Annotated in this window: 18 protein-coding genes; 7 read left to right on the top strand and 11 right to left on the bottom strand. The window is 74.8% G+C overall.

Annotated features, from left to right (window positions below; genetic code table 11):
• The first annotated feature begins 18 nt into the window (after window positions 1–18).
• Window positions 19–3,513, top strand: a complete 3,495-nt coding sequence (locus FGE12_RS13730; protein ID WP_194797860.1) for a pyruvate carboxylase — start codon at window positions 19–21, stop codon at window positions 3,511–3,513.
• A gap of 11 nt (window positions 3,514–3,524) precedes the next feature.
• Here FGE12_RS13730 and FGE12_RS13725 read toward each other — a convergent pair whose 3' ends face one another.
• Window positions 3,525–4,841 (bottom strand): ATP-binding protein, encoded by a 1,317-nt coding sequence (locus tag FGE12_RS13725; protein WP_228530790.1) that lies wholly within the window; start codon window positions 4,839–4,841, stop codon window positions 3,525–3,527.
• Window positions 4,842–4,993: 152 nt separating this feature from the next.
• On the opposite strand from FGE12_RS13725, the gene FGE12_RS13720 reads away from it, so the two are divergent.
• Genes FGE12_RS13720 through FGE12_RS13705 form a run of 4 tightly spaced genes read left to right on the top strand, consistent with a single transcriptional unit; the run spans window position 4,994 to window position 8,609 of the window.
• On the top strand, window positions 4,994–5,683 hold the full coding sequence (locus tag FGE12_RS13720) for a TetR/AcrR family transcriptional regulator (RefSeq protein WP_153866908.1): 690 nt from the start codon (window positions 4,994–4,996) through the stop codon (window positions 5,681–5,683).
• A complete protein-coding gene (locus tag FGE12_RS13715; protein WP_153866907.1) occupies window positions 5,680–6,504 on the top strand; it encodes an SDR family oxidoreductase in 825 nt (274 codons plus the stop codon). The genes FGE12_RS13720 and FGE12_RS13715 overlap by 4 nt, the downstream gene beginning before the upstream one ends.
• On the top strand, window positions 6,497–7,960 hold the full coding sequence (locus FGE12_RS13710; protein ID WP_153866906.1) for an aldehyde dehydrogenase family protein: 1,464 nt from the start codon (window positions 6,497–6,499) through the stop codon (window positions 7,958–7,960). Before FGE12_RS13715 ends, FGE12_RS13710 begins: the two co-directional genes overlap by 8 nt.
• A gap of 22 nt (window positions 7,961–7,982) precedes the next feature.
• Entirely contained in the window at window positions 7,983–8,609 is a 627-nt protein-coding gene (locus FGE12_RS13705; protein WP_194797859.1) for a hypothetical protein, read from the top strand.
• Here FGE12_RS13705 and FGE12_RS13700 read toward each other — a convergent pair whose 3' ends face one another.
• The 3 genes from FGE12_RS13700 to FGE12_RS13690 all read right to left on the bottom strand — a co-directional run bounded on the left by FGE12_RS13700 (window position 8,610) and on the right by FGE12_RS13690 (window position 13,888).
• Window positions 8,610–10,166, bottom strand: a complete 1,557-nt coding sequence (locus FGE12_RS13700) for a hypothetical protein (protein ID WP_153866905.1) — start codon at window positions 10,164–10,166, stop codon at window positions 8,610–8,612. It lies immediately after the preceding gene.
• Window positions 10,167–10,286: 120 nt separating this feature from the next.
• On the bottom strand, window positions 10,287–12,293 hold the full coding sequence (locus FGE12_RS13695) for an ATP-binding protein (RefSeq protein ID WP_153866904.1): 2,007 nt from the start codon (window positions 12,291–12,293) through the stop codon (window positions 10,287–10,289).
• Window positions 12,294–12,331: 38 nt separating this feature from the next.
• A complete protein-coding gene (locus FGE12_RS13690) occupies window positions 12,332–13,888 on the bottom strand; it encodes an ATP-binding protein (protein WP_153866903.1) in 1,557 nt (518 codons plus the stop codon).
• A 266-nt stretch (window positions 13,889–14,154) separates the two neighbouring features.
• Here FGE12_RS13690 and FGE12_RS13685 point away from each other — a divergent pair, with 266 nt between their 5' ends.
• Both FGE12_RS13685 and FGE12_RS13680 read left to right on the top strand, forming a co-directional pair.
• The gene (locus tag FGE12_RS13685; RefSeq protein ID WP_153866902.1) at window positions 14,155–15,123 is read left to right on the top strand and encodes a COX15/CtaA family protein; all 969 of its coding nucleotides are present in this window, start codon (window positions 14,155–14,157) and stop codon (window positions 15,121–15,123) included.
• 44 nt (window positions 15,124–15,167) lie between these two features.
• Window positions 15,168–16,532, top strand: coding sequence for a site-2 protease family protein (locus FGE12_RS13680; protein ID WP_153866901.1), 1,365 nt, complete (start codon window positions 15,168–15,170; stop codon window positions 16,530–16,532).
• A gap of 7 nt (window positions 16,533–16,539) precedes the next feature.
• Here the strand turns inward: FGE12_RS13680 and FGE12_RS13675 are convergent, their stop codons facing one another.
• The 7 genes from FGE12_RS13675 to FGE12_RS13645 all read right to left on the bottom strand — a co-directional run bounded on the left by FGE12_RS13675 (window position 16,540) and on the right by FGE12_RS13645 (window position 23,720).
• On the bottom strand, window positions 16,540–17,391 hold the full coding sequence (locus FGE12_RS13675) for a hypothetical protein (RefSeq protein WP_153866900.1): 852 nt from the start codon (window positions 17,389–17,391) through the stop codon (window positions 16,540–16,542).
• Between the two features lie 13 nt (window positions 17,392–17,404).
• Window positions 17,405–18,055: a YceI family protein gene (locus FGE12_RS13670; RefSeq protein WP_153866899.1), complete on the bottom strand. Its 651-nt coding sequence runs from the start codon at window positions 18,053–18,055 to the stop codon at window positions 17,405–17,407.
• Window positions 18,056–18,128: 73 nt separating this feature from the next.
• The gene (locus tag FGE12_RS13665; RefSeq protein WP_153867049.1) at window positions 18,129–18,695 is read right to left on the bottom strand and encodes a DapH/DapD/GlmU-related protein; all 567 of its coding nucleotides are present in this window, start codon (window positions 18,693–18,695) and stop codon (window positions 18,129–18,131) included.
• 166 nt (window positions 18,696–18,861) lie between these two features.
• Entirely contained in the window at window positions 18,862–20,352 is a 1,491-nt protein-coding gene (locus FGE12_RS13660; RefSeq protein ID WP_153866898.1) for a methyl-accepting chemotaxis protein, read from the bottom strand.
• Between the two features lie 126 nt (window positions 20,353–20,478).
• Window positions 20,479–21,360, bottom strand: coding sequence for a fatty acid desaturase (locus FGE12_RS13655; protein ID WP_153866897.1), 882 nt, complete (start codon window positions 21,358–21,360; stop codon window positions 20,479–20,481).
• A gap of 129 nt (window positions 21,361–21,489) precedes the next feature.
• Entirely contained in the window at window positions 21,490–22,980 is a 1,491-nt protein-coding gene (locus FGE12_RS13650; RefSeq protein ID WP_194797858.1) for a glycine betaine ABC transporter substrate-binding protein, read from the bottom strand.
• Window positions 22,977–23,720, bottom strand: a complete 744-nt coding sequence (locus FGE12_RS13645) for an ATP-binding cassette domain-containing protein (protein ID WP_153866896.1) — start codon at window positions 23,718–23,720, stop codon at window positions 22,977–22,979. The genes FGE12_RS13650 and FGE12_RS13645 overlap by 4 nt, the downstream gene beginning before the upstream one ends.
• Window positions 23,721–23,775: the final 55 nt, after the last annotated feature.

Here is a 23,775-nt window from a genome sequence, read left to right as displayed (position 1 = left end):
TGGGAATCCTTGCGCCCCATGGCAATCAAGCGACTGCAGAAGGTCATGTGCGCGAACCGGGGCGAGATCGCCATCCGCGTGTTCCGCGCATGCAACGAGCTGGGCATCCGCACCGTCGCCATCTACAGCGACGAGGACCGCACGAGCGAGCACCGGCACAAGGCGGACGAGGCCTACCTCGTGGGCCGCGGCAAGCGCCCGGTCGCGGCCTACCTGGGCATCGACGACATCCTGGACATCGCGCAGCGCGCCGGGGTGGACGCCATCCACCCGGGCTACGGCTTCCTCTCGGAGAACGCGGACTTCGCCGAGGCCTGCGAGCGCCGGGGCATCCGCTTCATCGGCCCGAGGCCGGACGTGGTGCGGCTGATGGGCGACAAGGTGGCGGCGAAGACGCTCGCCCAGAAGGTGGGTGTGCCGGTGGTGCCGGGCATCACCCTGGAGGGCCCCGAGGCGGAGGTGACGGCGGCGGCGCAGCGCTTCTTCACCGAGTACGGCGGGCCGGTGCTGGTGAAGGCGGCGCACGGCGGCGGCGGGCGCGGCATGCGCGTGGTGCGCGAGCAGAAGGACATCGCGGAGGCGATCGCGGCGGCGCGCTCGGAGAGCCGGGGCGCGTTCGGCAGCGAGGTGGTGTTCCTGGAGAAGTTCCTCGAGCGGGTGCGCCACATCGAGGTGCAGGTGCTCGGCGACCTGCAGGGCCAGCTGGTGCACCTGCACGAGCGCGACTGCAGCGTGCAGCGGCGCCACCAGAAGGTGATCGAGATCGCCCCGGCGCCGGTGCTCGCGCCCGAGCTCAAGCGGCGCATCTGCGACGCGGCGGTGAAGCTGTGCAAGGGGGCGGGCTACTCGAGCGCCGGCACGGTGGAGTTCCTCGTCACCGACACGGACTTCTACTTCATCGAGGTGAACGCGCGCCTGCAGGTGGAGCACACCGTCACCGAGCAGGTGACGGGGATCGACCTGGTGCAGAGCCAGCTGCGCATCGCGGAGGGCCACGGGCTCGCGGACCCCGAGGTGGGCATCCCCGGCCAGGACGCCATCGTGCCGCGCGGCTACGCGGTGCAGCTGCGGGTGACGACCGAGGACCCGGCGAACAACTTCATGCCGGACGCGGGCGTGCTGCAGGCCTGGCGTGCGGCGACCGGCCCCGGCATCCGCCTGGACGGCAGCAACGGCTACACCGGCGCGCACATCAGCCCCAGCTACGACAGCATGCTGGTGAAGATCATCGCCTACGCGCCGACCTTCGAGGGCGCGGTGCTCAAGGGCCAGCGCGCGCTGCGCGAGTTCCGCATCCGCGGCGTGAAGACGAACCTGCCCTTCCTGGAGAACGTGCTGCGCCACCCCGTCTTCCTCGAGGGCCGCACCTACACGCGCTTCATCGACGAGACGCCCGAGCTCTTCGAGCTCACCAGCCGCCGCGACCGCGCGAGCAAGCTGCTGCAGTACCTGGGCGAGGTGACGGTGAACGGCCACCCCACGGTGAAGAAGGACCAGCGCCGCAGCCCGGTGCAGTTCCTCGAGCCGCGCACGCCCGTGGTGCCCGCGGGGCCGCCGCCCTCGGGCACGCGGCAGATCTTGAAAGCGCGCGGGCCCCGGGGGCTCGCGGACTGGGTGCTGCGCCAGCAGAAGGTGCTGCTCACCGACACCACCATGCGCGATGCGCACCAGTCCCTGCTCGCGACCCGCATGCGCACGCGGGACATCCTCGAGGTGGCGCCGGCGACGGCGCACCTCGCCGGGGACCTCTTCAGCCTCGAGTGCTGGGGCGGGGCGACCTTCGACACCGCCTACCGCTTCCTCAACGAGGACCCGTGGCAGCGGCTGGAGAAGCTGAAGGAGGCGGCGCCGAACCTGCTCCTGCAGATGCTGCTGCGCGGGGCGAACGCGGTGGGCTACACGAGCTACCCGGTCAATGTCGTAGAGGCCTTCATCGACACCGCGGCGGAGAAGGGCGTGGACGTGTTCCGCGTCTTCGACTCGCTCAACGACCTGGACAGCATGCAGGTGAGCGTGGACCGCATCCTCACCACCGGGAAGGTGGCGGAGGTGGCCATCTGCTACACGGGCGACGTCGCGAACCCCAAGCGCACGAAGTACACGCTGGACTACTACGCGGACCTGGCCAAGCGCATCGAGGACATGGGTGCGCACTTCCTGTGCATCAAGGACATGGCGGGGCTCTTGCGCCCGCGCGCCGCGGGGCTGCTCATCGACCGTCTGAAGGAGACGACGAAGCTGCCCATCCACCTGCACATGCACGACACCAGCGGCAACGGCATCGCCGCGTACCAGGTGGCGATCGAGCACGGGGTGCACATCGTGGACGGCGCCCTGAGCAGCATGGCGGGGCTCACCAGCCAGCCCAGCCTCAACGCGCTCGTCAGCGCGCTGCGCGGCCACCCGCGCGACACCGGCCTCACCAACGCGCAGCTGCAGCCCTTGAGCAACTACTGGGAGGACGTGCGCGAGTACTACAGCCCCTTCGAGAGCGGGCTGAAGAGCACCACGAGCGAGGTCTACTACCACGAGATTCCGGGCGGCCAGTACTCGAACCTCCGGCCGCAGGTGGCGGAGATGGGGCTCCTGCACCGCTGGAACGACGTGAAGGACTGCTTCGCGCTGGTGAACCAGCTGTGCGGGGACATCCCCAAGGTGACGCCCTCCAGCAAGATGGTGGGCGACTTCGCCATCTTCCTGCTCAAGAACGACCTCGCGGTGCGCGGGAAGGACCTCGCCGAGAGCGCGCAGCTCACCAAGGCGAAGCTCATTGAAGAAGCGCCGCGGGTGGACTTCCCCTCCAGCGTGGTGGGCTACTTCCAGGGGCAGCTGGGCCACCCGCCCGGCGGCTTCCCGGAGGACCTGCGCGCGGCCATCCTCAAGGGGCTGCCGGTCATCGAGGGGCGCCCGAGCGACCGGCTGCCGCCGCTGGACCTGAACAAGCTGCGCCGCGACGTGAGCCTCAAGGCGGGCCGCCCGCTCGAGCTGCACGACGCGCTCAGCGCCGCGCTCTACCCGCGCGTGATGGACGCGTACCTGCAGGACCTGGGCAAGTACGAGGACCTCTCGCTGCTGGGCACGCCCAACTACTTCTACGGGATGGAGGTGGGGCAGGAGATCTGGGTGGACATCGAGCCGGGCAAGACGCTCGTCATCATCCTCTCGGCGGTGGGCGAGCCGGACGAGAACGGGTGCCGCACGGTGTACTTCGAGCTCAACGGCCACGGGCGCCAGGTGCTGGTGCGCGACCGCAGCCGCGCGGCGAAGAGCGAGTCGCGGCGCCAGGCGGAGCGCGGCAACGCGAACCACGTGGGCGCGAGCATGCCGGGCACGGTCATCGCGCTGCACGCGAAGCCCGGGGACAAGGTGGACACGGGCGCCCCGCTGCTCACGCTCGAGGCGATGAAGATGGAGACGGTGGTGCGCGCCCCGCGCCCCGGCACGGTGCAGGAGCTGCTGCCGGCGCTCAAGAGCAGCGTGCAGGGCGGAGACCTGCTCGCCGTGCTCGCCTGAGCACAAGGCCGCTAGAGCGCCCGGTCCCGCGCGCGCGGGAGCTCTCCAGTGAGCTCCTCGCGCTCGAAGGCGGGGCCGGGCGGCAGCCACAGCTCGGCCACCGCGCCGCGGCCCTCGCGGTTCGCGAGGAGGAAGCGGCCGCCGTGCGCGGTGGCCACGCGCTGGATGATGGCGAGCCCGAGCCCCGTGCCGCGCGCCTTGGTGCTGAAGAAGGGCGAGCCCAGGCGCGCGGCGTGCTCCGCGGGGAGCCCCGCGCCGCGGTCGAGGCAGCGCACGCGCAGGCCGCCCTGGGCGCGCTCCACGCGCAGCTCCACGGGGCCGCCCGCCTCCACCCCGTTCTTCATCAGATTCAGCAGGGCGCGCGCGAGCGCGGTCTTGTCCGCCCACAGCCAGAGGGGCCCCTCGGCGTGCACGGTGACGGCGCCGGGCGCGGCCTCCAGCCCGCGCGCCACGCCGTGGGCGAGCTCGGCGAGGTCGAAGCGGCTGCGCTCGCCGTCCTGGCTCCCGGAGAAGGTGACGAGGTCGGCGGCGAGGCGGCGGATCTGCTCGAAGCTCTCCTGCTGGAAGGGGAGCAGCTCGCGCGCCGGGGCGCCGCGGCGCGCGAGCTCCAGGGTGTTCTGCAGCACGCCCAGCTGGTTGTTCACCTCGTGGGCGACGCTGGCGGCCATCTGGCGCAGCTCGGCGCGGCCCTGCTCGGCGGCGTTCACGCGCCGCTGCAGGCGCAGGCGCCGGCTCCACCAGCTGAGGCCCGCGAAGAGGGCGAGCGCCTCGAGCAGGAGGACGCCGGCGTTGAGCGCGGTGTCGCGCCGCCGCACGCTGGCGAGGTGGCGGTCCAGGGCGCCGCCCGCCCGGACGCAGGCCGCGACGCGCGCGTCCGCCTGGGCGCCCAGCGCCTCCCAGCGCGCGCGCAGGCTCTCGAGCGGGAGCGCGGCGCCGCCGAGCGCCAGCTCCTGGCGCGCGCTCTGCGCGAGCGCCGCCGTGTCCTCGAGCAGCCGGCGCAGGCGCGGCTCCTCCAGCCCCGGCACGGCGCCGGCCGAGGGGGCGAGCTCGGCGCCGCTCGCCTCCAGCGCCACCAAGAGCCCGCGCAGCTGTGCCTCGCGCTCGCGGCGCTCCTCGCGCACGGCGAGGTGCCACTCGAGCAGGCCCGCGTAGCTGGCCAGCACGGCGCGGCGGAAGTCGGTGGCCGCCTCCACGCTCGCGCGGGCGCGCACCTGGGCGGCGAGCGCCTCGCGCTCGAGCACCAGCTCCACCCAGGCGTGCAGCAGGAGCAGGAGCACGGCGCCGACGCCCAGCAGGACCACGGGACGTCTGCGCAGCAGGGACGGCATCACGGGGGCTCGGCTCCTCGGCTCCCGGTGCTCGCGCGCGGGGGCGCTCGGGCCGGGTCCCGGCCCCCAGTGTGCCCCACCCGGGGCCCCTGCACCAAAGTCTGACCCCGGGTCAGTTGACAGCTGACCCGTGGTCACCTACTCATTGACCCATGGTCATCAAGGCGGTGGCGCGGGCGCGCCGGGACGAGGACAAGGAGGGGCGCAGGCGGCAGCTGCTGGAGGCCGCCGCCCAGCTCTTCGCCCGCACGCCCTACGCCGAGCTGCGCATGGCGGAGGTGGCGGAAGGAGCGGGGCTCGCCAAGGGCACGCTGTTCCTCTACTTCCCCACGAAGGAGGCGCTGTTCCTCGCGCTGCTGGACGAGCGGCTGGGCGCCTGGTTCGAGCGGCTGGACGGGCTGCTCTCTCGCTCGGACGGGCGCTGGACGGTGGCGCGGGTGGTGCGCGCGGTGGCCGGCTCGCTCGAGGGGGACGAGGCGCTCCTGCGGCTGGTGCCGGTGTGGCAGACGGTGCTCGAGCACAACGTGACGCGCGCCCAGCTGCAGCCCTTCAAGGAGCGGCTGCTCGCGCGCCAGCTGCTCACCGGGGCCCTGCTGGAGAAGCGCCTGCCCTTCCTCGAGCCCGGGGAGGGGGCGCGGCTGCTGCTGCACGTGCACGCGCTGGTGTCCGGCCTGCGCCAGCTCGCGGACCCCGCGCCAGTGGTGCGGGCGCTGCTGCAGGAGGACCCGCGGCTCGCGCCCCTGTGCGTCGACTTCTCGCGCGAGCTCGGCTTCGCGCTCACCCACCTGCTGCGGGGACTCGAGCTGCGCGCGGCGCGGCCCCCCGCCAGGAGCACCCCATGACGACCCTCCCCTCCCCGGCCTCCCCTCCTGCTCCCGCTCGCCCGCTCGCGCTGCTCACCGGGGCCTCGAGCGGCATCGGGCTGGACTTCGCGCACCTGCTCGCGGCGGACGGGCACGACCTGGTGCTGGTGGCGCGCACGCAGGGCGCGCTGCAGGCGCTCGCCGAGCAGCTCGCGCGCGAGCACGGGGCGCGCTGCCAGGTGGTGGCGGCGGACCTCTCCGAAGAGGCCGGGGTGCAGCGCGTGCTCGCGGCGCTCTCCGGGGCGGGCCGGCCGGTGGAGGTGCTGGTGAACAACGCGGGCTACGCGAGCTACGGCCCCTTCGCCGAGGCGGACGCGCAGGGGGAGCTGCGGATGATCCAGCTCAACGTGCTCGCGCTCACCGCGCTCACCCGGGCGCTGCTGCCGGGGATGCTCGAGCGGCGGCGCGGCCGCATCCTCAACGTCGCCTCCACGGCGGCCTTCCAGCCGGGGCCGCTGATGGCGGTGTACTACGCGACCAAGGCGTACGTGCTCAGCTTCTCCGAGGCGCTCGCCAACGAGACCCGGGGCACGGGGGTGAGCGTCACCTGCCTCTGCCCCGGCCCCACGAAGACGGGCTTCCAGGCGCGCGCGCAGATGCAGGAGAGCCGGCTGGTGAAGGGCCGCACCATCATGGACTCGCGCACGGTGGCGCGCGCGGGCTACGCGGGGCTCCTGGCGGGGCGCCCCGTGGTCATCCCGGGCCTCAAGAACAAGGTGCTCGCCCAGAGCGTGCGCCTGCTGCCCCGCCGCGCCGTGACCACCCTCGTCCGCAGTGCCCAGGAGCGCTCCCATGTCTGACGCCCGCCTCGCCGCCGTCCCCTCCCCCACGCCCGGCACCCCCTTCGACCCGGCCCCCCTGCGCGCCCTCTTCGAGCGCCAGCAGGCGCGGCGCTGGCAGGTGGCCTCCTCGGATGCGCGCGCGCGCCGCGAGAAGCTCGAGCGGCTGCGCAAGGCGATCGTCGCGCGGCGCGAGGAGCTGGCGGAGGCCATCTACCGGGACTTCCGCAAGCCGCGCGCCGAGGTGGAGAGCAGCGAGGTGCTCACGAGCCTGCTCGAGCTCAGCCACACCATCAAGCACCTCGCGCGCTGGATGCGCCCGCGCAAGGTGAAGGGGGGCGTGGCGCTCGCCGGCACGCACAGCCACCTCCTCCGCGAGCCGCTGGGGGTGGTCCTCATCATCGCGCCGTGGAACTACCCCTTCAGCCTGCTCATCAACCCGCTGGTGGCGGCGATCGCCGCGGGCAACTGCGTGGTGCTCAAGCCGAGCGAGAAGACGCCGCACACCAGCGCCTTCCTCGCGCGGCTGGTGAAGGACCTGTACGACGACGCCGAGGTGGCGCTGGTGGAGGGCGGCGCGGAGGTGGGCGACGCGCTCTTGCAGCTGCCCTTCGACCACTTCTTCTTCACCGGCGGCCCCCGCGTGGGGCGCAAGGTGATGGAGGCCGCGGCGAAGCACCTCTCCGGGGTCACGCTGGAGCTGGGTGGCAAGAGCCCGGCGATCGTGGACGCGAGCGCGGACCTCAAGGCCACGGCCGAGCGGCTGGTGTGGGGCAAGTTCCTCAACGGCGGGCAGACCTGCATCGCGCCGGACTACGTGCACGTGCACGCCTCGAAGCGGGAGGCGCTGCTGGCAGAGCTCAAGGCCACGCTCGCGCGCTTCTACGGCGAGACGGAGGAGGCGCGGGCGGCGAGCCCGGACTTCAGCCGCATCGTGGACGACGGGGGCTTCCGCCGCCTGAGCGCGATGCTGGAGGGCAGCGTCGCCTCGGGCGCGCGGGTGGAGGCGGGCGGGCGCACGGACGCGGCCACGCGCTACATCGCGCCCACGGTGCTCTCCGAGGTGAAGCCGGAGATGCCGGTGATGCAGGAGGAGATCTTCGGCCCGCTGCTGCCCGTGCTCAGCTACGAGCGGGACGAGGAGGTGACGGACCTCATCCGGCGGCTCGGCAAGCCGCTCGCCCTCTACCTCTTCACGAAGGACGAGGCCGCGGTGCAGCGCTGGCTCGCGCGCACCACCTCGGGCGGCACGTCCGTGAACACCACGCTGCTGCACATCCTCAACCCGAACCTGCCCTTCGGCGGGGTGGGCGGCAGCGGCCAGGGCAGCTACCACGGCGAGTTCGGCTTCCGCGCCTTCAGCCACGAGCGCGGCGTGCTGCGCCAGGGCAAGGTGGACCTCTCCAAGAACTTCTTCCCGCCCTACACGGCGAAGAAGGCGAAGCTGGCGCGCTGGCTCAGCCGCCTCTTCGAGTAGCGCTGCGCTAGGGTGCGGGGCCGTGCTCACGCTCGCCCCGCACCCGCTCCTGGACGCCGTCGTCTTCACCGCGCAGCTGCCCGCGCCGCTCGGCGAGCTGCCCGCGCCCGGGTGGCTCTCCGCGCTGCTGCAGCCGGGGGCGCCCGCGCCGCTGCAGGCGGACGACGCGGTGCGCGGCCACGTGCGAGACCTGCTGCGCCACGGGGGCTACAAGCCCACGGGGCGGGGCAAGCCCGCGAGCGAGTACCTGGTGCGCGCGGCGGGCGAGGGCGCGCTCTCCTCCATCAACGCGGCGGTGGACGCGTGCAACGCGGTGAGCCTGCACTCGGGGCTGCCGGTGAGCGTGGTGGACCTCGCGCGGGCGCAGCGCCCCTTTCGCATCGAGGTGGCCCCCGCGGGAAGCGCGTACGTGTTCAACGCCTCGGGGCAGAGCATCGACCTCGCGGGGCTGCTCTGCCTCTTCGATGCGCAGGGCGCTTGTGCGAACGCGGTGAAGGACGCGCAGCGCACGAAGACGCACGCGGGCACGCGGGAGACGCTCAGCGTGCTGTGGGGCACGAAGGCGCTGCCCGGCCGCAGCGAGGCCGCGTACGCGTGGTACCGCGCGCTGCTCGAGAAGCTCGGCGCCACCGTGGAGCGCGTGGGCTAGCTACTCCACCGCGAGCGTCGCGCTGCCCTGCAGCGTGCGCCCCAGCGTGAGCCACAGCGCGCCTGCGGCCGGGTCCACCGTGGCGAAGTAGTCCACGTCCGGCTGCAGCGCCGCGCCGTCCAGCGTCACGCGCGTGGGCGGCTGGGCGCTCGTCCACCCGTGCAGCACCAGCACCGGGTGCTGCAGGGCCGCGCCGCTGCCCACGCCGAAGCGCACGGTCGCAGCGCCCTGCGCGGCCTGCACCTCCCACGTCCCGTACACGGGGTTGTAGCCCGCGGGCTGGTAGGCGGCGGTGTCGGTGCGGCCCACGCCGGCGGGACCCTGGGTGAGCACGCTGCCGCGCGTGGCGCTCAGGGTGGTCCGCTGCACGGCCTCCACCTGGGCCACCTGTGCGAGCACGGGGTCCTGGGCGTGGGTGCCGAGCACCACGTGCACGGCGTAGCTCTGGAAGGGGTAGCCCACGAGGCGCGGCGTCTCCTCGCCCATGGCGTTGTAGGCGGCCTGCCCCACGGCGCCGTAGTTGGTGCCCCAGGCGAGCCGGTGCGAGCGGGTGGTGAAGGGCAGCTCGTACTGGTTGAGCTGGTAGGGCCAGTTGTAGTCCTCGGGCATGGGCCCCGCGTCCGAGCGCTTGCCCCAGCTCGGGTAGAACCAGAAGCCGCCCGCGTCGTGCTGCTGCCAGGTCTGGGTCTGCACCGCGCCCATCTCCGCGTCCGGCTGCGCGGTCCACATGCGCACGTAGGGCACGGTGTTGGCTTGCGTGTAGTCCCAGCCGCTCGCCTGCGTGACGGGGCTCGCGAGGCTGCGGAAGCGGTAGTGGTCGCCCCAGCCCACGCCGGCCACGTCCGCGCCCACGTCGCCGTCGAAGCGCAGGTCGCCGTAGGGCGAGCGGGTGTCGGCGTTGACGGCGTTCCTCCCCGCGGGCGTGCAGTCGTAGGTGACGGCCCACACCGGGTGGTCGCGCCCGGTGGCGAAGAACCAGTGCACGGTGGCGTCCACCGGGTGGCCATCCAGGGTGAGGCGCCAGCGGAACTCGTGGATGGCGTGGTGGCGCCCCGCGAGCACCGCGCGCCCCGTGCCCGCGAAGCCGTACGAGAGGGCGGCGCTGTTGCCGAAGTGGTTCACGAGGTAGCCGAAGCCCGGGTGGTCCGTGGAGTTTCCGCCGCTGCTGCGCACCGCGCCCCCCACCTCGTAGGTGTGGCGGCGCAGGTACCCGCCCCACTTGCCGGCGGGATCCCTCACGTCGTTGCGCACGAGCGCCGCCGAGCGCGGGCGGCACGCGGCGTCGCGCCAGGTGTAGCGGTCCGAGCGGTAGCCGCTGTCCACGCTCACGTCGCGCTGCACCTCGAGCCCGGGGCAGGCGCTCGCGCCCGGCAGGGGCTCGGGCGGGACGGGCGGGCCCGGCGGCGTCCCGGGCGTGTCCGGCGTGCCGGAGTCCGCGGGGCCCGGGCTCTCGGCCTCCGGGCCGCCGGGGGCGGGGCTGCCGGAGCAGGCGGCGGCGGCGGCCGAGAGGAAGAGCAGGAGCAGCGCGCGGGCGCCGCGATGGACGTGGTTCGGCATGCAGTGAGCCCCCCGGTGAAGCGAGGACCCACCTCTAGTGCGAGTGCGGGGCGGAGGCGAGCGCCGCGTGCGCCGGGCGTGCGCTCTCCGCCAGGGCTGCCTGCGCGGCCGGCGGGCGGCTCAGTGCATGGACGCGCCGCCGCTCTCGAGCGGGGTGTGCAGGGGCGCGGCGTGCATGAGGGGCAGCGCCACGTAGAAGGTGGCGCCCTTGCCCGCCTCGCTCTCCACCCAGATGCGCCCGCCGTGGCGCTCCACGATGTCGCGCGAGATGTAGAGCCCGAGGCCGAGGCCCCCGTAGGAGTGGGTGGAGACGTTGCGCGCGCGGAAGTAGCGGTCGAAGAGGTGCTCCTGGTCGTCCTGCGGGATGCCGATGCCCTCGTCGCGCACGCTCAAGAGCGCGAGGTCCCCGCGCGCCATCAGCCCCACGTGCACGCGGCTGCCCGAGGGGCTGTACTTGAGCGCGTTCTCCAGCAGGTTCACCACCACCTGCTCGAGCCGGTCCGGGTCGCCGCGCACCATCAGCCCCTCCGCGCACTCGGTGACGATGCGGCCGCGGGCGCTCTCCTGCGAGAGCGCGGCGACGGCGTGCGCCACCAGGGCGTCCAGCTGGGTGGGCTTGGGGTGCAGCGCGAGCCGGCCCGCCTCGATGCGGCTCGCGTCCAGCAGGTCGTTGATGAGGCTGGTCATGCGCACCAGCTGCCGGCGGCTGCGGCGCAGCAGCGAGGGGTCGATGTGCTCGCCCTGCTCCAGCTTGCGCTCGAGCGCGGCGAGGCGCAGCGCGAGCGGGGTGAGGGGCGTCTTGAGCTCGTGGCTCGCGATGGAGAGGAAGTCGTCGCGCACCTGGATGGCCTTCTTCGCCTCGGTGTAGAGGCGGCTGAGCTCGTCCTCCACGCGCTTGCGCTCGGTCACGTCCTCGGCCACCGCGCCCACGCCCAGCACGTGCCCGTCCGCCGTCTCCACCCGGTAGAAGCTGCCCTCCCAGTCGAGCCGCGGCCCGGGCACGCCGAGGCTGACGCTGTCCACGTGGTAGCGCACCACCGGCTCGCCCGTCTCCAGCACGTGGCGCACCAGGGGCTCGCCCACGGAGGCGGCCCGCCGCCCCACCACCTCCTGCAGCGTGCGCCCGGTGTGCTCCTCCACGCTCCGGCGCGTCATGCCCGCCATCACGTCGTTCACCCGCACGAAGCGCAGGGACGCGTCCAGGAAGGCGAGCCCGATGGGGGCGGTGCGGTACAGCGTGTCCAGCTGCGCGAGCGTGGTGCTGCGCTCGAACTCCACGCGCCGCTGCAGGCTCACGTCCTCCACCAGCGCCACGCCGCCCGTCACCCGCCCGTCCGGGCCGTGGCAGGGGCTGAACTTGGCGCGCACGGGCGTCACCTTGGGCGCGGTGGTGGAGGCGTAGTCCCCCTCGTAGAAGCTGCGCTCCCCGGCGAGCGTGTGGCGCACGCAGGCCACCACCCGCTCGTCGCGCAGGGTGAGCAGGTTGAGCCCGATGAGCTGGCGGCGCGAGGAGCCGAGGATGCGCACCATCGGGTCGTTGCACGCGGTCATCACGCCCGCGGCGTCGAAGTGGAAGAGGCCGAGCGGCGCGTTGTCGAACACGAGCCGGTAGAGCGGGTCCACGCCGCCGCCGCTCGCGCTCAGCCGCTGCTCCACCGCGGCGCAGCTCCCGCCGTCGCCCTCACCACCGGCGCCTGCATCGGCGCCAGCGCCGCCCGAGTCGAAGTCGAGGCGCTCGGGCAGCTGGCGCAGGGTGACGACGGTGAAGCCCTCGCCCTCGCCGCTGCCGCCGGGGCTCACGCTGGCGAAGGCGTCCAGGTGCACGCCGTTGCGCCGCAGCAGGGTGAGGCGGGTGGGGCGCCGCTCGCCGGCCTCGAACTGGGCGAGCTCGCGCTGCAGCCACGCGCGCGACACCGCGTCAGGCCCCTCTTTGGCCCCGTCGCCTCCGGGCGGCGCGGGCATGAGCCGGGCGAAGGGCTGGCCCACGGCCTCGCTCAGCGGCCAGCCGAGCAGGCGCTCGGCGGCGGGGTTGAGGTGCAGGATGCGCCCCGCGCGGTCGAGCGTCACCAGCGGCGCGCGCAGCGCGGCGACGATCTCCTGGAAAGGGGGCACGACGACGGCGGGCATGCGCGGGGTCCCTCAGCGCCAAGGGTATGCACCTCCCCCTAGCGCGGCAGGCTCTGCGCGGCGCGCGGCACCGGCTGCACGGCCGGCAGGGCCACCCGGAACTCCGTGCCCACGCCCGGCTCGCTCCACACGCTGATGCTGCCGCCCAGGGCGGTGACGATGCCGTGGCTCACGGAGAGCCCCAGCCCGGTGCCCACGCCCGGGGGCTTGGTGGTGAAGAAGGGGTCGAAGATGCGCCGCTGCACCTCGGGGCTCATCCCGCTGCCGCTGTCGCGCACGCTCACCACCACGCGCCCCTGCGCATCCACGCGGGTGCCCACCCGCACGCAGTGGCGCTCGGGCGCGCCCTCGGGGATGGCCTGGGCGGCGTTGAGCACCAGGTTGAGCAGCACCTGGCTCAGCCCCCCCGCGCTGCCCTCCACCGCCGGCACGGGCAGGAGGCTGCGCTCCACGCGGGCGCGCGCGGCGAGCGTCTTGCCCGCCATGCGCAGCGCCCGCTCCACCACGGCCACCACGTCCACGGCGCCCGCGCGGTCGCGCCCGCCGCGCGCGAAGTCGCGCAGGTCCGCGACGATGTGCTTCACCCGCGCGCCGCCATCCGCCGCCTCGCGCAGCGCCTCGCGCAGCTCGCCCATGCGCGCGCGCAGCTCCGAGAGCTGCCGCGCGTCCAGCGCCGGCCCCGCGAGCAGCGCGTCCACCGCCTCCAGCTCCTCGGCGGCGTAGTGCACGTTGCTCAGGGTGAAGGCGAGCGGGTTGTTGATCTCGTGCGCCACGCCGGCCGCGAGCGTGCCCAGCGCGGCGAGCCGCTCGTTGAGCGCGAGCTGCTCCTGCATGCGCCTTCGCGCGCTCACGTCCCGGAAGACGAGCACCGCGCCCAGCAGCCGCCCCTCGTCGTCCCGGATGGGCCCGGTGCTCAGGTCCACCGGCAGCTCGCCGCGCGAGCGCGAGCCGAGCAGCAGCGTCGTCGCCTCGCCGGGCGCGCGCGCAGGCTCGCCGCCCACCTCCAGCACGCCCTGCAGCGGGCAGGGCGCGCTCGCCCCGGGCCGCTCCGGCAGCACCCGCAGCACGGCCGAGAGCGGCTGGCCCAGCGCCTCGGCCTCGGTGAAGCCGGTGAGCTGCTCGGCCACCGCGTTCACCAGCGCCACGCGCCCCGCCGCGTCCACCACGACGACGCCCTCGCCGATGGCGTGCAGCGTGGTGGTGAGCCACGCCTCGCGCTCGCGCAGGCGCGCCTCGAGCGCGTGGCGCTGCAGCGCGAGCTCCACCGTGGCCGCGAGCGCGCCGGGGCGGATGGGCAGCTGCAGGTAGCCGTGGGGCGTGGTGGAGCGCGAGACGGCGGCGCTCTCGGCGCTGCCCGCGCCCAGGTACACCACCGGCACGCCGGCGCGCCCCTGCAGCGCCGCGCCCGTCGCCGCGCCCGCGCCCTCCAGCCGCTCGTCCAGCAGCACCAGGTCCGGGCGCACCGCGTCCAGGTGGCGCAGCGCCTCGTCCGCGCTGCGCGCGAGCTGCGGCACCCGGTGCCCGAGCGCGCACAGCGCCTCCGCCAGCGCGCGCGCCACCTCCTGCTCTTCCTCCACCACCAGGATGGTCGCCATTGTCGTCTGCCGTGGGCCTCGACCGGATAGCCAGAAGCGGGCCAGGGGCGGGGGCCCGTGGTTGCGGGAGGATGTGGGGGGAGCCGGGGGGTCGGGGCGGACCGTGCGGGGGGCGCGGGGTGGCGCTCGACCCCTCGGGCAGGCAGGCGGGCCCGCCGGAGCGCTCCGCGGGGAGGCTGCGCGCCGGTGGCGGGCAGCAGCGGGGCTGATGGGCGCGCGGCGACGTGCGGTGGCGCGCCGGGGGTGGGCGTGGCATGAGAGGCGCCATGTCCCCTGCCCCCTCGCCCCGCGCCTTCCGGGCCCTCGCCTGGGGCGTGCTCGCCTTCAGCCTCGCCGTGGTGCTCTGGGGCGCGTTCGTGCGCGCCACCGGCTCGGGGGCGGGCTGCGGCGACCACTGGCCGGTGTGCAACGGCCAGGTGCTGCCGCGCACCCCCACGGTGGCCACGCTCATCGAGTACACGCACCGGCTCACCAGCGCGCTGGTGGGGCTGGGGGCGGTGGCGCTCTTCGTGTGGGGGCGGCGCGCGCACCCGCGCGGCCACCCGGTGCGCCTGGGCGTGGCGCTGGGGCTCGCGCTGATGCTGCTGGAGGGGGCGCTGGGCGCGGGGCTGGTGAAGCTGCAGCTGGTGGCGCAGAACCCCTCGGCCATGCGCGCCTTCGCGATGAGCGCGCACCTGGTGAACACCTTCCTGCTGCTCGCCGCGCAGGCGCTCACCTGCGTGTGGGGGGCCGGGGGGCGCGAGCGCCCGCGGCTGCGCGGCCAGGGCCCGGCCGGCCCGCTCGTGCTGCTGTGCGCCGGCGGGATGCTGGTGCTCGGGGTGAGCGGGGCCATCGCTGCGCTGGGCGACACGCTCTTTCCCGCGAGCAGCCTCGCGCACGGCTTCGCGCAGGACCTGGACCCCGGCGCGCACTTCCTCCTGCGCCTGCGCGCGCTGCACCCGCTGCTCGCGGTGCTGGTGGGCGCGGGCGTGGTGGGCGCGGCGGCGCTGGTGGCGCGCGCGCGCCCCCACTCCCCGGAGGTGCAGCGCGCCGCGCGCACCCTGGGGCTGCTCTACGCGCTGCAGCTCGCGGCCGGGGTGGTGAACCTGGTGCTGCTCGCGCCGGTGGCGATGCAGCTGGTGCACCTGCTGCTCGCGGACCTGGTGTGGATCTCCCTCGTGCGCCTGGGCGCGCTCGCGCTGGCGGCGCCCGCGCCCGCGCCGCTGCCGACCGAGCAGCGGCCGGTCGCCGCCTGAGCGGCGATTGAACCCGGAGGGCCGGGCGTGAGAAGAAGTGGGCGATGTCATCGCGCGCCCGTGGCCCCCTCGAGCTGAGCTTCAACGTCGGCCCCTTCCCCGTCACCGTCGAGCCCTTCTTCTGGCTGACGACGGCCCTGCTGGGGGCCAGCTCGCGCATCACCACGCCGGTGGAGGCCGCCGTGTGGGCCGCGGTGTGCTTCGTCTCCATCCTGGTGCACGAGCTGGGGCACGCGCTGGTGGGGCGCGCCTTCGGCGCCCGCTCCTACATCCGGCTGCACTGGATGGGCGGCACCTGCCACGCCGACCGCGCGCTGAGCCGCTGGCGCGACGTGCTGATGTCCGCCGCGGGCCCTGGCGCGAACTTCCTGCTCGGCGGCCTCGTGGGGCTCGTCGCGCACGTGCTGCCGCCCACCAGCTTCCTCGGCTACTTCACCTACGGGATGCTGCAGGCGGTGAACTTCGGCTGGGGCCTCTTCAACCTGCTGCCCGTGCTCCCGCTGGACGGAGGCCACATCCTCGCCGGCTTCCTCGGCCCCACGCGCCGCCGCGCGGCGTACTTCCTCAGCACGGTGGTGGCGCTGGCGGTGATCGCGCTCGCCCTGCACGAGCAGGCGCGCTTCCGGGTCATCTTCTTCGCGCTGCTCGCCCTGCAGAACGTGCAGGCGCTGCTCGCCGAGCAGTCCGCGCCGCGCGTGCGCCGCCAGCGCCCCGCCCCGCCCGAGCCGGACGCGCTGCCGCGCGGCTGGACGGCGCTGCACGCAGGCCAGCTGCACGAGGCCGCGCGCCTCGCAGGCCTCGCGCGCAGCGCCGCGAGCACCGCCGAGGCGCTCAACGCCGCGCGCGACCTCGCGGCCTGGGTGGCGCTCGCCGAGGGCGACGCCGGGGCGGCCCTGCGGCACCTGGAGAAGGTGGCTCCGCCGAGCGCCGCGCGCGCCCTGAGCTGGGCGCTCGCGATGGAGGCGGCCGGAGCGCCCGAGCGCGCCCTGCCCCACGCGCTGCGCGCGCTGCAGCAGGAGCCCTCGGACACCACCGCCTCGCTCGCCGTGCGGCTCCTGCTGGGCCAGGGCCAGCTCGAGGAGGCCGAGCGCGCGTGCACCGCGCACGCGTGGAAGAGCGCCGCGCTCGCGGACTCGCAGCGCGGCGCGGTGGCGCTCGCGCGCGGGCAGCACGCGCTCGCGGCGGGGCTCTACGCCGCGGCCTTCGGCAGCGCCGCGCGCGCCGCGGACGCGGTGCAGGCGGCCACGGCGCACGCGCGCGGGGGCCAGCTCGAGCAGGCGGCCCAGTGGCTCTCGCGCGCCCTGGACGCGGGCTACGAGGACCTCGCGCAGCTCGCCTCGGACCCCGCGCTCGCGCCCGTGCTGCAGGCCGCGCCGGGGCTCGCCGCGCGCCTCGCCGCCAGCGCGTGAGGCCCCCCTAGCGCAGGCGCGCGAGCGCGAAGCGCACCTGCTGGCCGGGCACCGGGTGCTCGGCGTAGCGCGCGGCGAACTGGAAGCCCACGGGCACGCCGCGCCCGTCCACCTCGAAGCGGATGTAGCCCGCGCCCGCGCCTCCGCGCCGCTCTTCGGCGTCCCGTACGTCCGGGTAGCTGCGGCAGGCGGCATCCTGCGCCGCTGCCGCCGCGCGCGCGCGGGCGTCATGGCCCCGGGCGGCGAGCGCCGCCTGCACGTCGTCGCAGCCGTAGTGCTCGAGCGAGGAGGCGTCCAGCGCGAGCACGAAGGCGTGCGTCGCGTCCTGCCACGCAGGCGGCGCCGCCACGATGAGCAGGTGCCCGGTGTCCCCGCGCACGTGCGCGGGCCGCGCGGGCTCGCACCATGCCCCGAGGCACCACGCCACGAGGTCTCCGGGGCGCAGGTCCGCGAGCCGCGCCACGCGGGCGTAGGGTGCACCCGGAGGCAGGGCGGAGAGGTAGCGCCAGAAGAGGTAGGCGCGCGGGTACGGGAGGTGGCGCTCCTGGGGCTCGGCGTCCTTCAGCGCGAGCACGGCGCGGTAGTAGCGCGGGTCCGCCAGGTGCTGCAGCTGGTAGCTCACCCAGCCCGAGCAGTCCGCGTCCACCGAGACGCTCCCGTCCTCCGCCTGCGCGACCTGGGCGCCGTGCCCGTCGCCCTCGTGCCGGTAGCGCGTGGCGCGCAGGCTGCGGGTGAGCCCCTGCACGTGCTCGAGCAGCTGCAGGCCCGGCGACTGCGCCACCGCCCCGGCGGCCGCCGCCGCAATCGAGCCCAGCACCCCCGCGAGCCTCGCGCTGCGTCCCCTCGCGCTGCATCCCATCTTCCGGCTCTCCTCAGGGCAGCGCGGTGGCCGCGAGCTGCACCTCCACCTGCACCTCGTCGCGCACCGCGACGGTGCCCAGCAGCTTCTTGTAAGGCTTGATGCCGAAGGCGCTCTGCTTGAAGGTGACGGCCCCCTGCGCGCGGAGGTGGCCTGCGTCCCAGTGCAGGTCCACCGGGAGCGAGAGCGGCGCGCGGTGGCCGTGCAGCTCGAGCCACCCGGTGAGCGTGGCGCGCATCCCCTGGCGGTCGGCCCCCCGGCTCTGCACGAGCAGGTGCTGCAGCGCGAAGCGCGCCTCCGGGAAGCGCTGCACGTCCAGCACGCGCGGGCTGCGCATCTCCTGCTCCACCTTCTGGTGGTCCTCGTCCGAGAGCCCGGGCTCCACGTCGTGCAGCGAGTCGAGCTGCGCGCTCAGCTGCAGGGTGGCCTCCGCAGGCGCCTGAGGGTCGAAGCGCAGCGCCGCGCTCCAGCGGTCCGCGACGAGGTGGTGGTCGTGCAGCTGCGAGGCGAAGGCGCCCGCGCGAAACACCCGCACCCCGAGCGAGCTGTGCGCCGGATCCACGCGCCACGCGGCGGCCTGCACCGCGGCGGGCCACAGCGCGAGGAGGAGCAACAGCAGCCCCGCCTGCCGTCCAGCCCCGTCCTGCGCGTGCCCGAGCCGCATCCTCGCAGCCTCGTCCCTCAGGCCTGGTTGCCCATGGGACCGCGGTACGCCCAGCGCGCCGGCCAGGCGCCTGCTAGCGCCGCTCGCGCCGGTCGCCGATGACGCGCGCGGGGACGCCGGCGACGATGGCGTAGGCGGGCACGTCGCGCGTGACGACGGCGCCCATGCCCACCACCGCGTGGTCTCCCACCGTGACGCCGTCGGTGATGCCCGCGTTGGCGCCCACCCACACGTCGCGCCCGAGCACGATGCCGCGGCTCTTCACCGGCTGCTCGCGCACGGGGCGCTCGGGGGCGAGCCCGTGGTCGAAGGCGTAGAGCGTGGCGCCGGTGGCGATGCGGCTGCCCTCGCCGATGCGGATGCCGCCCGCGCCGCCGTCCAGGCTCACGCGCGCGTTGAGGCTCACGTGCGCCTCGAGCACCACCGGCCCGTGCACGAAGGCGTCCGCCGCGATGCTGCAGCCGGGGCCCACGCGGATGGCGCGCCCCGGCTCCGCGAAGAGGCGCGCCTCGGGCGCCACGAAGCAGCCCTCGGCGATCTCCACCGTCTCCAGCTCGCAGAAGTGGCGCTGCACCTCGCGCTGCCAGGCCTCCGCCCACGCGCGGTGGCGGGGCTTGAGGGTGAAGTAGAGCCAGGGCATCCAGGACAGGCGCAGCTTGTGCTGCTCGCGCCGGCGCAGCGCAAGCGCGGCACTGTCCGCCGCATCGCTCGCGTGGGTCTCGGCGGACGCGTCGGCTTCGGGCTCTGGAGGCGGGCGGCGCGAGGAGGACACGGGGCGTCTGCCTACCACGCCGGCCCCGGGCGCGTCAGGCGGGCGCGCCGGAGGCCTCGGGCAGCAGCGCCCGCAGCCCCGCGGCCAGCGTGCCCAGCTGCTGGCTCGTCCGGGTCACCTGCCCGGCGAGCAGCGCCTGGGCCTCCATGCGCTGCAGCAGCTGCGCGGTGCGGCGGGAGATCTCCTCGGTGGCGCCCGCCTGGGCGACCGCGTCCTGCGCGTTCTCGCGCATCGCGCCCTCGGTGTCCGCCACGCTGACGAGCACGTGGCCCAGCGTCTCGTGCGTCTCGGCGTAGATGGCGAGGAAGCGCCCGGTGCGCTCGCGCACCGCGTCCACGCTCGCCACGGTGCCGTCCATCTGCCGCTGCAGCTCGAGCACCACCGTGCCCACCTCGCGGCTGCTCGCCGCGCTCGCCTGCGCGAGCTGGCGCACCTCCGCCGCGATGACGGCAAAGCCCGCCCCCTGCGCTCCCGAGCGGCTCGCCTCGATGCCCGCGTTCACCGCGAGCATCTGCGTCTGCGCCGCCATCTCCTGCACCCCGTCCACGAAGCGGCCGATGCGCTCCGCGTGCGCCTGCAGCTTGCGGAAGGAGGCCTCGCTGCGCGCCACCGCCTGGTCGATCTCGCGCGCCCCCTCCTCCACGCCGGCGAGCAGGCTCTGCACCGTCTGGGCGTAGGCCTGGGCCTCCGCCGCCGTGCTCGCGCCGCCGCGGCTGCGCTCCTGCAGCGCGCGTGCGGCGCGCGCCATCTGCTCGGTCGCGGCCGCCATCTGCTCGCTCGCGCTGCGGCTCTCGGCGCTGCCGTGCGACAGCTCGTTCGCGCCCTGAGCGAGCTGCGACACGGAGCCGGCGAGCGTGGCCACCGCCTGCGTCACCTGGCCGCGGCTCGCCTCGAGCGCGCCGAGCGCCGTCTGCATCTCCTCGCGCAGGAGGAAGCTGCGGCGGTGGGCGCGGAAGAGGTTGTCCACGAGGTAGGCCATGGCCGCCGCGGCCAGCATCAGCACGGCGGTGTCCCACACCTTGAGCGAGAGCGCGCGCCCGCCGCCCCACGCGAGCTCCACCCCCAGGTGCCCCAGGCCGAACAGCGCGAGCAGGCCCAGCCGCGCCCCCGCGTGCAGCGGCAGGTAGCTGAGGCAGGCGAGCAGGATGATGGAGAGCGCCGCCAGGTGCATGGAGGAGCCCAGGCCCTGGCCGAGCTGGAAGTAGCCCCGGTCGATCCCCGCGAAGTACGCCGCGCTCATGGGCAGCACCACGAGCGCGCGCAGGCGCGCGGGCAGCCGGTACAGCCCCAGGCTCGCCAGCGGCAGCAGCGCCCAGGGCAGGCGCAGCAGCGCGAGCGTGCCCCAGGCCGGAGGACTGCGGCCCACCAGCACGGCCTCGAGCCGGTCGGCGAGCACCAGCAGGGGGCACATCACCACCGCGAGCACACCCAGCGCGCGCAGCCGCGTGCGCCAGCGTCCGTCGAGGTAGTGCGCGTAGGCGCGCAGCTGCGGGGAGGAGAAGCGACTGCGGGGACGGGGGCTCATCGAGGCGGGCACGGTTCGCGGCGCATCGTCGCGGCCTGCCCCGGGTTTGTCCAACCCGCCTGGACACCCGGTGCGCCGCACGGCAGGCAGGCAGCCTGCGGCGGCGCGGCCCGGGGGCCTGTGCGACTAGGTGGGCTGCGCCTCGACGGCCGCCCCCGCCTCCTGCGGCGGGAAGGTGGTGGAGGGCGCACCGCGCACCAGCGGGCGCAGGATGAACATCCGGAACATGAAGCCCCACCAGCTGCGCACCAGCAGCTCCGGGTGGATGTTCTGCGCCACCTGGGCGTGCAGCGCCGGCGTCTGGCTCCAGTGCACGCCGGGCTTCTGGTGGTGCACCGTGTGGTAGCCGTTGTTGAAGAGCAGCGCGTTGAGCACCGGCGAGACGAAGTTGCGGGAGTGGTTCCACTGGCTCCCGGTGTGCGTCTCGATGTGCTGCACGTAGTTGAAGACCTGGATGGTGAAGAGCGAGACCTGCTGCGGGATGAAGACGAAGACGAGCGCCTTCCGCCAGTCGAGCAAGAACAGCAGCGCCATCACCCCGAAGAGCACCCCGAACTCGCTCGCGGCCATGCGCCACGCCTTGGGGTCGCGCCGGCGCAGGTCGCGCATGTAGGCGCGGATCTCCGGCCCCTGCGCGATGCCCGTGAGCGTGGGGTACACCAGCAGGCTCAGCAGGTGGTTGCCCTTGAAGAACTTGGGGCCGCGGCTGCTGTCGCCGGGCGCGAAGTTGAGCTTGTGGTGCGCCTGGTTGTGCGTGGGCACCCAGCTCACCGCCGGCACGCCGTAGAACATGGCGATGACGTAGCTGGTGAAGAGGTTCGCCTTGCGGCTCTTCCACATGCCCAGGTGGTTGTGGTTGTGGCTGATGACCGCCACGGTGATGCCCATGAACAGGCCCAGCACGTACAGCGGCCACACGAAGTGCGGCAGGTTCCACTGCAGCGCGCACAGCGCCACGGCGAAGACGAGATAGGCGACCGTGCGGCGGTCGGCAGAGTAGCGGAGCAAAGCAGGGCCTCCTCGCGAGGCGGTGACGGGGGGAGCCGGGGACGACGGGTCCCCACCCTACCCGACCCCGGGGTGAACACGCAGCGCCATCCTTCCCCCCAGGTTCGCCTGCCGGGCAGCCGGGCGGCCTCAGTCCCCGCGCAGGCCTCGCGGGACCAGCAGCCGCTCCGCGCCCTCGAAGAGGGCGTGCACGGAGAGTGCGAGCAGGGCCGCCGGCACCGCGCCCTCCAGCAGCAGCGCGGTGTTCGCGAGCCGGATGCCGCTGAGGATGGGCTGCCCGTAGCCGCCCGCGCCCACCAGCGCGCCCAGGGTCGCGGTGCCCACGTTGATGATGGCCGCCGTCTTCACGCCCGCGAGCACGCTGCGCGAGGCGAGCGGCAGCTCCACCCGCCACAGCTGCGTGCGCGGCGGCAGCCCCAGCGCCTCGGCGGACTCGCGCACGTCCGCGGGGATGGAGGCGAGCCCTGCCGCCGTACTGCGCACGATGGGCAGCAGGCTGTAGAGGAAGAGCGCCGCGATGGCCGGCCGCGCCCCGATGCCCAGCAGCGGGATGAGCAGCACCAGCAGCGCGAGCGAGGGCACCGTCTGCAGGAGCCCCGTCCCCGCGAGCACCGCCTGCCCCAGCCGCGGGCGCCTTGCCGCGAGCACGCCCAGGGGCAGCGAGACGAGCAGCGCGGCGAGGAGGCTCACCCCCACCAGCGTGAGGTGCTCGCGCGTGCGCTGCAGCAGCCGGGCAACGAGCCGCGGCTCCGTTGACCGGGCCGCCGCGGACGGGGCGAGCCCGAGGCGCTGCTGCAGGAAGTCGCGCGCCACCTGCGCCTCCGGCACGTGCTCGAGCTGCGCGCGCGCATTGAGCGCCACCATGGTGGGCGCATCCAGCGCGCCCTCGAGCCGCGCGAGCGCGTGCGCGACCTCCGGTGCACCGTGCGCCCACGCCTCGCGCGTGAGGAGCACGGCGTCGTAGGCGGGGAAGTGGTGCAGGTCGTCCTCGAGCACGCGCAGGGAGAGGGACTTCACCTCGGGGTCGGTGGAGTAGAGGTCCGTGACCTGGATGGCGTTGCTCACCAGCGCCCGGTAGGCGAGGTCGTGGTCCAGCCCCGTCACCCGCGCGGGCGAGAGGCCGTAGCGCTGCGCGAGCGCGCGCCAGCCGTCCGCGCGCCCCATGAACTCGTTGCTGAAGCCCAACGCGAGCGCCGGGTGGCGGCGCAGGTCGCTGATGCGCCGGATGCCGAGCCGCTCGGCCTCGCTCTCGCGCATCCCGAGCGCGTAGGTGTTGTTGAAGCCGAGCGGGCGCGACATGCGCACGCCCACCTTGCCGAGCGCCCCCGCGAGCGCCGCGTCGTCCGGGAGCTGCTGCCCCGCGAAGAGCTCCTGGCGCAGCGTGCCGGTGTACTCGGGGTATGCATCGAGCTCGCCGCGCAGGAGCGCCTCCCAGAGGACGCGCGTCCCCCCCAGCTCGCGCCGGTGCTCCACCCGCGCGCCCGCGCTCGCCGCCACCTGCGCCGCGAGCTCGCCCAGCAGCACCGACTCGGTGAACTTCTTGCTCCCCACGCGGAAGGTGGGCGCCTGCGCGTGCGAGCACGCGAGCAGCGCGAGGAGCAGCAGCGCCGCGCGCCTCACGGCAGTTCCTCCGGGCGGGGGCGCGCCTGCGCCTCGAGGAAGCGGGTGACGAAGGGGTCCGCGGGCGCGCGCGCGAGCTCGCCCAGGGTGCCCTCCTGCACGAGCCGCCCCTCGCGCAGCAGCACCACGTGCTCGCCGAGCACGGCGGCCTCCGCGAGGTCGTGCGTGACGAGCACCACCGTCTTGCGCAGCTCGGCGAAGAGCGCGCGCAGGTCCTGCTGCAGCTCGGCGCGCACCAGCGGGTCGAGCGCGCCCAGCGGCTCGTCGAGCAGCAGGACCATGGGGTCCAGCGCGAGCGCGCGCATGAGGCTCACGCGCTGGCGCTGCCCGCCGCTCAGGCCATTGGGAAAGCGCGCGAGGCCCTCCTCGGGGAAGCGCGTGAGGGCGCACAGCGCGTGCAGCCGCTCCTCGCCGCGCGCGCGGTCCCAGCCGAGGTGGCGCGGCAGGAGCAACACGTTGTCCCGGGCGCTCAGGTGGGGAAAGAGCCCGCCACCCTGCAGGCAGTAGCCCATGCGCCTTCGCGCGGCGCGCACGTCCTGTGTGGAGAGCGGCTCGCCGTCGAAGAGGACGCGGCCCGAGTCCGGCAGCAGCAGCCCGTTCATCAGCTTGAGCAGTGTGCTCTTGCCGCAGCCGCTGGGGCCGAGCAGCACGGTGGTGCGGCCCGTGGGGATGCGCAGTGAGAGCGGGTGCAGGGCCTGCGTGGCTCCGAAGCGCTTGGACACCCCCTCCAGCTCGAACATGCGCCCTTCATAGCGACGCGGGCCTTTTGCGTGCGACCCCACGGCGTCCGATGTG

It is taken from the genome of Aggregicoccus sp. 17bor-14 (assembly GCF_009659535.1).
In the GTDB taxonomy this organism is placed as follows: domain Bacteria; phylum Myxococcota; class Myxococcia; order Myxococcales; family Myxococcaceae; genus Aggregicoccus.
Note: the sequence above shows the minus strand (reverse complement) of the source record. Positions and strands in the feature narration are given on the sequence as shown.

Bases quoted from the DNA above. Each gene is read 5' to 3' on its own strand.
- FGE12_RS13730 (WP_194797860.1), top strand. From the start codon at position 19: ATGGCAATCAAGCGACTGCAGAAGGTCATGTGCGCGAACCGGGGCGAG.
- FGE12_RS13725 (WP_228530790.1), bottom strand. From the start codon at position 4,841: ATGCCGTCCCTGCTGCGCAGACGTCCCGTGGTCCTGCTGGGCGTCGGC.
- FGE12_RS13720 (WP_153866908.1), top strand. From the start codon at position 4,994: ATGGTCATCAAGGCGGTGGCGCGGGCGCGCCGGGACGAGGACAAGGAG.
- FGE12_RS13715 (WP_153866907.1), top strand. From the start codon at position 5,680: ATGACGACCCTCCCCTCCCCGGCCTCCCCTCCTGCTCCCGCTCGCCCG.
- FGE12_RS13710 (WP_153866906.1), top strand. From the start codon at position 6,497: ATGTCTGACGCCCGCCTCGCCGCCGTCCCCTCCCCCACGCCCGGCACC.
- FGE12_RS13700 (WP_153866905.1), bottom strand. From the start codon at position 10,166: ATGCCGAACCACGTCCATCGCGGCGCCCGCGCGCTGCTCCTGCTCTTC.
- FGE12_RS13695 (WP_153866904.1), bottom strand. From the start codon at position 12,293: ATGCCCGCCGTCGTCGTGCCCCCTTTCCAGGAGATCGTCGCCGCGCTG.
- FGE12_RS13690 (WP_153866903.1), bottom strand. From the start codon at position 13,888: ATGGCGACCATCCTGGTGGTGGAGGAAGAGCAGGAGGTGGCGCGCGCG.
- FGE12_RS13685 (WP_153866902.1), top strand. From the start codon at position 14,155: ATGTCCCCTGCCCCCTCGCCCCGCGCCTTCCGGGCCCTCGCCTGGGGC.
- FGE12_RS13680 (WP_153866901.1), top strand. From the start codon at position 15,168: ATGTCATCGCGCGCCCGTGGCCCCCTCGAGCTGAGCTTCAACGTCGGC.
- FGE12_RS13675 (WP_153866900.1), bottom strand. From the start codon at position 17,391: ATGGGATGCAGCGCGAGGGGACGCAGCGCGAGGCTCGCGGGGGTGCTG.
- FGE12_RS13670 (WP_153866899.1), bottom strand. From the start codon at position 18,055: ATGCGGCTCGGGCACGCGCAGGACGGGGCTGGACGGCAGGCGGGGCTG.
- FGE12_RS13665 (WP_153867049.1), bottom strand. From the start codon at position 18,695: ATGCCCTGGCTCTACTTCACCCTCAAGCCCCGCCACCGCGCGTGGGCG.
- FGE12_RS13660 (WP_153866898.1), bottom strand. From the start codon at position 20,352: ATGAGCCCCCGTCCCCGCAGTCGCTTCTCCTCCCCGCAGCTGCGCGCC.
- FGE12_RS13645 (WP_153866896.1), bottom strand. From the start codon at position 23,720: ATGTTCGAGCTGGAGGGGGTGTCCAAGCGCTTCGGAGCCACGCAGGCC.